9 protein-coding genes are annotated in these 8,311 nt (G+C 31.4%); 4 read left to right on the top strand and 5 right to left on the bottom strand.

Annotated elements, in window-relative coordinates; all coding sequences use genetic code 11:
* Positions 1–161: 161 nt before the first annotated feature.
* The gene (locus A2255_08620; protein ID OGI19903.1) at positions 162–905 is read right to left on the bottom strand and encodes a hypothetical protein; all 744 of its coding nucleotides are present in this window, start codon (positions 903–905) and stop codon (positions 162–164) included.
* Between the two features lie 295 nt (positions 906–1,200).
* Here A2255_08620 and A2255_08625 point away from each other — a divergent pair, with 295 nt between their 5' ends.
* Complete coding sequence (locus tag A2255_08625) at positions 1,201–1,527, top strand: hypothetical protein (protein OGI19904.1); 327 nt, start codon at positions 1,201–1,203, stop codon at positions 1,525–1,527.
* A 510-nt stretch (positions 1,528–2,037) separates the two neighbouring features.
* On the opposite strand, the gene A2255_08630 is transcribed toward A2255_08625, so the two are convergent.
* Both A2255_08630 and A2255_08635 read right to left on the bottom strand, forming a co-directional pair.
* The gene (locus A2255_08630; protein ID OGI19905.1) at positions 2,038–2,433 is read right to left on the bottom strand and encodes a hypothetical protein; all 396 of its coding nucleotides are present in this window, start codon (positions 2,431–2,433) and stop codon (positions 2,038–2,040) included.
* 331 nt (positions 2,434–2,764) lie between these two features.
* Complete coding sequence (locus A2255_08635; GenBank protein ID OGI19906.1) at positions 2,765–3,025, bottom strand: hypothetical protein; 261 nt, start codon at positions 3,023–3,025, stop codon at positions 2,765–2,767.
* Between the two features lie 191 nt (positions 3,026–3,216).
* Between A2255_08635 and A2255_08640 the strand changes: the two genes are divergently transcribed.
* Positions 3,217–4,449 (top strand): alcohol dehydrogenase, encoded by a 1,233-nt coding sequence (locus A2255_08640; GenBank protein OGI19907.1) that lies wholly within the window; start codon positions 3,217–3,219, stop codon positions 4,447–4,449.
* Positions 4,450–4,774: 325 nt separating this feature from the next.
* Entirely contained in the window at positions 4,775–6,259 is a 1,485-nt protein-coding gene (locus A2255_08645) for a hypothetical protein (protein ID OGI19908.1), read from the top strand.
* A 6-nt stretch (positions 6,260–6,265) separates the two neighbouring features.
* On the opposite strand, the gene A2255_08650 is transcribed toward A2255_08645, so the two are convergent.
* Positions 6,266–6,457, bottom strand: coding sequence for a hypothetical protein (locus A2255_08650; protein ID OGI19909.1), 192 nt, complete (start codon positions 6,455–6,457; stop codon positions 6,266–6,268).
* Between the two features lie 363 nt (positions 6,458–6,820).
* Here A2255_08650 and A2255_08655 point away from each other — a divergent pair, with 363 nt between their 5' ends.
* Entirely contained in the window at positions 6,821–7,390 is a 570-nt protein-coding gene (locus tag A2255_08655; protein ID OGI19910.1) for a hypothetical protein, read from the top strand.
* Between the two features lie 53 nt (positions 7,391–7,443).
* Here A2255_08655 and A2255_08660 read toward each other — a convergent pair.
* Positions 7,444–8,311, bottom strand: an 868-nt coding sequence (locus A2255_08660; protein OGI19911.1) for a hypothetical protein, incomplete at its 5' end; no start/stop codon positions are given.

An 8,311-nucleotide genomic window follows, 5' to 3' on the forward strand; every position in this document is an offset into this window, starting at 1 on the left:
TTCTTCAGTTTTACCGGGTTGTTGTTCTTGATGTTGAGGAGGAAATTGCTGACCTTTAGATTTTGGCATATAGTTCTCCTTTCTTGACTTAACAAATTAAAAAATTCTCAAATGGGTAGCTGCTTTGAGAATTTTTTAATAAAATTAACCTGCAATTGAAGTTATATAGTGATTCCTTTTGTTAATAAACCGATTATATAAGCCAAAGAAGCTGCTCCTATCCCAATAAATAATGTCTCTAAGCCTGATTGAAATTTGTTTTGTTTTAAAATAGCTCCTTTAGTTATACCAATAGTGAAAAAACTGAGTGCAGTTAATAAACTGCTTACAAGAAATACGTTATAGCCTTCTATATAAGTCATAGTTAAGAATGGTAATAGAGGTATAAAGCCAACTATACAAAATGATAAAAAAGTGAATAATGCTGCTGAAACAGGTTTAGGTGTTTCCAATGTTAGGCCTAATTCTTCAGTAAGCATGGTATTAACCCAACGTTGCCGGTCCTGTGTTATAACACTAACAATTTCTTCTAATGTTTCTCCTTCAAATCCCTTTTTACGAAAGATTTGTCGTACTTCTTCACGTTCTCCTTCAGGCATTTGCTTAATATGCTGTTCTTCAGTTCGTCTTGCTTTTTCAATAACTCCTTTATCTGATTTTGTCTTCAAGAAATTACTGGCAGCCATACTAAACCCATCAGCAAATAAATTTGCAAGACCTAATATAATAGCTATTTCAGGCCTAAACCCTGCTCCTGTAGCACCTGACACAATAGCAAACGTAGTAACTGTTCCATCCATTGCTCCTAATATAGAATCACCTAAATAGCTGTGTCCTTTAGATAGAGTTAATCGTTCTTTAATAGCCTGTTTTGTATGCTGCTTTTTTAGATTAGACTCTTTCATAACGCTTTTTTGGTCTCATTTAGCGTATAACCATTGATATTATCTTTTTATATAATTCCTGATTTAAAACAAAATGACATTAGCAAAAAGAGTATTAATTTTTTGGCAATAAAACAGTTTGTCGTGCAATAAGCTAATTTATCCTCCGATCTTATAAAACTTAAAACCCCTAATAAAAAATACAATGAATCATAAGTAGCTAAATTGTAGGTTAGGTCAAAATTTTGACCTAACTAACTACAACTACTGTGCAAGACAATGTATAATTAATTTTATTGGATTGTGTTAAGAATGTATGAACGAATTAAATAGAAAAGCATTTACTCTTGCAGAAATATTACTTACTCTTACCATAGTTGGAATTATATCTTCTATGACTATTCCAGCTTTATTAAACAGAGTTAGTGACACTGAATTAATTACGAGATGGCGAAAAGTTTTTGCTGAAATTTCTAATGCTACTACAATTATTCAAACCAATTATGCAGAGATTGATTTTACTTCAGATGTAACAATGAGAGCCAGCTATGAAAATGTAATGCAGTTTATAAAGAAAGATCTTTGGAGAAATATCTCAGGAGTAAAATATATATGGTATGAAAATAACAATAGACAAGGTTGAGATAGTTCTGTAGCCAGTGTTTCATCAGCAATTCTTCCTAGCGGTAGTTTTATATATTTTTTCACTTATGGAGATAGTGGACAGGGTTTTTGTAAAAGTACTAGCGGTTCATTAACTGGAATATGTGGATATATTTTTGTTGATGTAAATGGTAAAAAACCTCCGAACATGTTTGGTAAAGATTTTTTCTGGGCTTGGATAGTTAAAAAAAATGAGGCTTACGTAGTTTATCCTTTTGGAAGTAATGGTGATGGAAGCCAATGTACCAGCAATTCCGGTACCTGGAATACAAGTTGGGGTTGTTCAGCAAGAGCTTTAAGCGCAAATGGAATATAACAAATTGTTTTTTAATCTTCTTCTAATGCATATTCAGGAAAATGGTATTAAGCCTATAGGAATTAAATTATGAACGTAATAGTGATTATGACGGTTGGGCTTGCTTTGCATTACTTTTTTATAATAAATAAATGCAGGTTATAAACCTGCATTTATTTTATTTGTTATTAACTATTACCAAAGACCTCTAACTGGTTCTCTTGCTGGGGCTGCCCCACCTGTTGGTGCTGGAGGCATAGTTGGTGGTGGAGTGATTACCGGTTGTTGTGGCATTACTGGTACGCAAATTGGAGCTGCTGCACCTGTTGGTGCTTGAAGTGGTTGGACTGGGCAAAATGGAGTTATTGGAATAGCAGCCCCTGTTGGTACAGCTTGTCGTACAGGAGGACATTGCATTGTTGGTTGTTGTATTATCGGACACGCTGCTCCTGTTGGCATAGCAGGTTGCATAGTTGGGCATTGCATTACTGGTTGCTGCATTACTGGGCATGCTGCTCCAACAAAAGGTTGTGCCAAAACAGGTTGAGCTAATGCTCCTAATAAACAAAATGCAACTATAAATTTTTTCATTCCTAATCTCCCCTTGTTATTGATAAAAACTATTTAATAAAGATAAATTATCTATTGATAATATTTTTAGCTCATCCTCTAGATGTATATACCTTGTTTGGATTTTAGCCTGTTAAATTTTGAACAGTTTTAAAAAGATTTAAGATTATTACGGCATAAATAATTAAGTATAATAGGTAATTCAAGGTTTAAAATTGTCTGGATTAAGGATTAGGTAATATAAATAGACAATAAGACAGTTATTTTAAATTTTAAATAAATTATAATAGATAGCAATGGGAGAGACTGAAATTAATAGTAGGTCTCTCCCAGATTTTGTTCAGATAAAAAGCTATTGCTGGGATAATTTTTCGTGAAAAACCTGTACCAAATCATCGGGTGAGTTAAATTTATCTACTTTGGTATCACCAAATATCTCGCTAACTTTCATTGTTTCACCTGTTTTATACTCAACTTCCTTGTTGCCGTAATTTTGCAGAATTTCCTGCCTGGTTATCGGAAATTTAGTTTCTTTAAATACTGCTAATATTGCTTTTGTACCAAAGGGATATTTCTTGTCTGATTCTGGTTCTGGAGGATAAAATTCAGGCATTGCATACTCCTTTTTTATAAATGAGTTTTTCCTATATAGAAATAATACAAATTAGCTTAAATATTGGTAATCTCCAGTAGAGTTAGAAGTGTAAGGGATTTTGGACTTTAATTATTGGATAGGTTTTATATTTATTGTAAAATTAATTAAAAGTTATTATTTCTATAGCAAGTAGGTGATAGGAGAGAATTATGTGGGAAAATGCTATAAATATTAATGAAATTAGAGAAATTAGAGCTAAAACCACCGTTTATCTTGGAGTTGGTGCAATAACCAAAATAAATGATATTGTAAAGGAATTAGCTCAAAATGGAATCAGTAAAATCCTGGTAGTATCAGGGAAAAGCTCTTATAAAATTACAGGAGCTTGGGAACATACGGAGAAAGCTTTTAAAGAAAATAACATTAATTATGAAATTTATGACAAAGTTACCCCAAATCCAACTGTAGACCAAGTTGATGAAGCTGTTAAAGTTGGAGAAAAACTTGGAGCTCAAGCGGTTTTAGCAATTGGTGGAGGAAGTCCAATTGATGCAGGAAAAAGTGCAGCAATATTATTAAAATATTCTGATAAAACAGCAAGAGATTTATACGAATATAAATTTACCCCAACAAAAGCTGTTCCAGTAATAACTATTAACTTAACTCATGGAACAGGAACCGAAGTTGATAGATTCGCAGTTGTAAGTATTCCTGAAAAAGAGTATAAGCCAGCTATTGCTTATGATTGCATTTATCCTTTATACTCAATCGATGATCCTGCTTTAATGACAAAGCTACCTAATGAGCAAACTTTATATGTATCTATTGATGCATTGAATCACGTTGTAGAAGCAGCAACAACAAAAGTTGCTTCACCTTATTCTATATTGTTGGCAAAAGAAACCATAAGATTAATCAGTAAATATTTACCTGCTGCTATAAAAGATCCTAATGATTTAACAGCAAGGTATTATTTGCTTTATGCTTCATTGATAGCTGGAATATCTTTTGATAATGGTTTATTACATTTTACACACGCTCTTGAACATCCATTAAGCGGTGTAAAACCAGAATTATCCCATGGACTTGGATTATCAATGTTATTACCGGCGATTATTAAACAAATTTACCCTGTAACAGGTCAAATTCTTGCTGACATATTATCTCCTGTAGTTCCAGGGCTAAAAGGCACTCCTGATGAAGCTGACAAAGCTGCTTTTGGAGTAGAAGACTGGTTATTTAGCGTGGGTGTAACTTCAAAATTAAAAGACCAAGGCTTTACAGAAGGAGATATTGAAAAATTGACCAATCTAGCTTTAGAAACACCTTCTTTAGGTCTATTATTAAGTCTTGCTCCAACTCAATCAGATAAAGATGTCATTTCTAAAATATATAGAGAATCTTTGAATTCTTATAAATCTTTATTATCAGCTAATGTGTAGTTAATGATATGTTTTTAAGGAAGATCAGCTTTTAAGCTGATCTTCCTTTGTAATTTCACTTAAAAATGTTTGGTGATGGTAAAAAAATGAGTGGCAAATATCTGAGAGAATCATAAGGGATGAAGCCATTTTTGTCATGCCGGACTTGATCCGGCATCTTTCCAATGTTGCCAATCGGATAGATCCCGAAACAATACTGAAACAAGTTCAGCACATGGTTCGGGATGACAATACAACGATTTGAGATTTTTTGTTATTTTATGGAAATAATAAATGTTTTATGGTCTATAATAAGCTATATTATCTATTTTAGTGAGAATTAAGTGTGTGGATTAATTTTTTATCAAAATTTAAATCTTATAAACTTTATCTGGTTATTGCAGTATTACTAGGTGTTTTTGTTAGATTTTATGGTCTTGATATTCAGGGATTATGGTTTGATGAGCTGGTTGTAATATTCCCTGCAATTTATAAGAATCTTGATATGCTACAGGCATTGTTATTAAATGATTTACACCCTCCATTATACCCCTTGTTTTTATATAGCTGGATAACGACTCTTGGTGGCTCTGAAATCCTGATTAGACTACCAAGTGCTATAGCTGGAGTGTTAGCTATAGTTTTTATGTATTTATTTTCTAAAACCATATTTAATAAATATATAGCAACTTCTTCAACAATATTAATTGCTCTATCCAGTGCTGCTATTGTTTATTCACAGGAAGCCAGAAATTATAGTTTTGTTTTGTTATTTTCTACAATTTCGACCTTATACTGGCTGGATTTATTAAAAAAGATAGATAATTCCGAAATAAGTCAAAAAGAATTAATTATTTATTGGTTTATTTGTATTTTTACATCATATTTGCATTATTTTGGAGCAGCCTTTATCTTTTTTCAGCTAGTTTATTTGTTAATTGCCTCTTTACATGTTAAAAGGCATATCAAAGAGATGCTGTTTTTTATACTAATGTTTGCTTGTACTTTTTTGCCCTGGCTTTTTACACAGTATTCTTATATTAAGGTAGTAAATAGCGAACAATTTTGGATTTCAAAGCCTGACATTACTTCTATCAGCTTATTATTAGATTTTATTTTTAATAAGAAATTAATAATTTTCTTACTCATCCCTATTCTCATAAGCGTAATTAAAAAAGAACTTTTTATTGAAATAAAGCAGACAAATCTTAGAAGTCCGATTATTGCTTTATTATATTTAGCATTATTTCCTGTTTTGGTTATATTTTTAATATCTCAAACCGTACCTGTATTCTATCCCAGATATTTTATTGTGATTTTATCCCCTGTTTATTTGTTAATACCAATTTTAATATCTTTGAATCCCTTTTTTATCGGGATAAAAAATACTATTTATATCTTTATAATATCTTTGGCAAGCTTTTTATTGTTTTTGTTTGTTCCGGGGAATAATATTTTAGATAATAATAAAACTTTTTATCAGCCTTATAAGCAGCAATGGAGAGAAGCAAGTAAATATGTAATGGATAATTATGCAGAAAATACTGCTATTTTTGTAGATAGGCATCCATTTATGTATTCGTATTATTTTGATAAATTTCAGAAGTATCAGGGCAAAATAAATATAATTGAATATAAATTTTCTATAACCGAGGATAATCTTTATGAAATTAGTAAAAAATTTGATACTGTGTTCTTTTTCTCTACTTTTTCAAACATCTCTGAAAATATGAAATCATCACTTAAAAAAGCATGTAATGAAGATAAAGAAAATGATTTTACAGGTATATTTGTGCATAAATGTTCTTTAAATAAAAGTCAAAAACCTTAAATAGTGCTACTCTCCTATAGGTCCAATGGTAATTGTACTACCCGATGTTGAACCGCCGTAAAACACACTTGTAAAAAAGTTTGTGAACGTGCTAGGGCTTATTGAATACAAAGAATACCCTGTTACAGCTCCTACAAGTAAAGCTGTAAGTGTATATTCAAACAAATTATTACCTTTTTTAGATGAATATTTTCTCATTTTAGTATTCTCAATATTTAAAAGCTCTTTATTATGTTATATCGGTATATTACTATTAAAAATTTAATATATATAAATACTTCTTTACAAAAATTAAGTTTTTCAAAAAAGATTATTAGAATTAGTTAATTTTTACAGGTAATTTTTTGAACGTTAATAGCCATTATCATTAATAAAAAGACAAATTTAAAGGATTGTTAACGTTTTTAAATTATAGAAGAAATTGGATAATAACTTTCAAAAATGGATGGTTTTGCCCATTTTTTAGAGGTTTTAATAAAAATACTGTGATATATTTATTTTATTGGTCAGACTTATATGTTTATAAGGAGTGGAGTAGTTTAATTTATAGGGGAATGTACTTTGGACACAGTTATGGAGATAAATGGGGAACAAAAGCTTGTAGATAATGAGAAAATATTTTCTCCTTCTGAAGTTAGAAAGCTTTTAAACACTGATAATCAGGAAATACAGCGCTTATGTAAAGAAGTCAGCGTTTTTCCTAAAAAAGATAATTCTACAGGAAGAATATTCTTCTTTAAAAATGATGTAGAAGTCTTGAAGAAGATTAAAGACTTGTATGACAAAACTCAGAAAGTGCTTGATCAAAAAGGAAATGGTGAAAGCACTGCTTTAGCACTTGCAGGCAGCTCTATCAAACCTATTAGTGATGATTCTGGACTTAATGCTATTGTTAATACTGTAGTTGATGCAAGAGATGATATTGTCAAGAGACTAACTAGCATTATCGATGAAAAACTTGAAGGCATCGATGATGTTGTGGTTGAGCTTATTAAGTGTAAAGTAGAAAATGAAAAGCTAAGAATGAAAATAGATCAAGTCACTAAAGATAATTATAATCTTATGGGTGATTTGAATAAATTTAAGCCTGTTGGGCTTGGATTATATAAAAAGACTAAAAGTGATTTTTAAACTATCTGAAAAACCCCTTCCTTAAAAAGGAAGGGGTTTTTTTAAGCTTTAAATCAGGATAATAGATGACATTTGGCAAAATGCCCTTTTTCAAGTTCTTTGTATTCAGGATCCTGAGTTTTACAAATTTCCATTGAATAATTACACCTTGTATGAAATTTACACCCTTTTGGCGGATTAGCAGGATTTGGTAAATCTCCTTGCAATAAGATTCTTTTAGACAAGTTAGAATTAGGAGATGGAACAGGAACGGCACTCAATAATGCTTTAGTATAAGGATGCTGTGGATTAGAATATAAAAGATCTACAGGTGCAAGTTCAACTATTTCTCCCAGATACATCACAGCTACCCTGTCACTTACATATCTTACTACTCCTAAATCGTGTGAAATAAAAAGATATGTTAGGCCTAATTCTTTCTTTAGATCCTGGAGAAGATTTATTATTTGTGCTTGAATACTAAGATCAAGAGCACTTACAGGCTCATCAGCCACTATGAATTCAGGTTTTAGAGCTAAAGCTCTTGCTATTCCTATTCTTTGTCTTTGTCCCCCGGAAAACTCATGAGGATATCTGTTTAAAATATTAGGATTTAATCCAACCATATCTAACAATTCAGAAATTCTATTATTTATCTCGCTTTTAGGAATAGTTTTATGAATAATCAAAGGTTCTTCCAGGGTTTTCTTTACAGTCATCCTCGGATTTAAGCTTGAATATGGATTTTGGAAAATGATCTGCATTTTTTTTCTGCATGACTTAATGATTTTGTTATCAGCATTAACCAGCTCAATTTCATTATATTTTATGCTTCCGGCTGTAGGATTTGTTAATCCAATGATACATCTGCCTGTAGTAGACTTTCCACAACCGGACTCTCCTACCAGACCAACAGTTTCTCCGTTATGGATTTCCAGATTG

The organism is Candidatus Melainabacteria bacterium RIFOXYA2_FULL_32_9 (genome assembly GCA_001784615.1).
Taxonomy (GTDB): domain Bacteria; phylum Cyanobacteriota; class Vampirovibrionia; order Gastranaerophilales; family UBA9579; genus UBA9579.

What these genes read in the sequence shown, in the direction of transcription:
- A2255_08620 (OGI19903.1), bottom strand. Translation starts at nt 905, where the DNA reads ATGAAAGAGTCTAATCTAAAAAAGCAGCATACAAAACAGGCTATTAAA.
- A2255_08625 (OGI19904.1), top strand. Translation starts at nt 1,201, where the DNA reads ATGAACGAATTAAATAGAAAAGCATTTACTCTTGCAGAAATATTACTT.
- A2255_08630 (OGI19905.1), bottom strand. Translation starts at nt 2,433, where the DNA reads ATGAAAAAATTTATAGTTGCATTTTGTTTATTAGGAGCATTAGCTCAA.
- A2255_08635 (OGI19906.1), bottom strand. Translation starts at nt 3,025, where the DNA reads ATGCCTGAATTTTATCCTCCAGAACCAGAATCAGACAAGAAATATCCC.
- A2255_08640 (OGI19907.1), top strand. Translation starts at nt 3,217, where the DNA reads ATGTGGGAAAATGCTATAAATATTAATGAAATTAGAGAAATTAGAGCT.
- A2255_08650 (OGI19909.1), bottom strand. Translation starts at nt 6,457, where the DNA reads ATGAGAAAATATTCATCTAAAAAAGGTAATAATTTGTTTGAATATACA.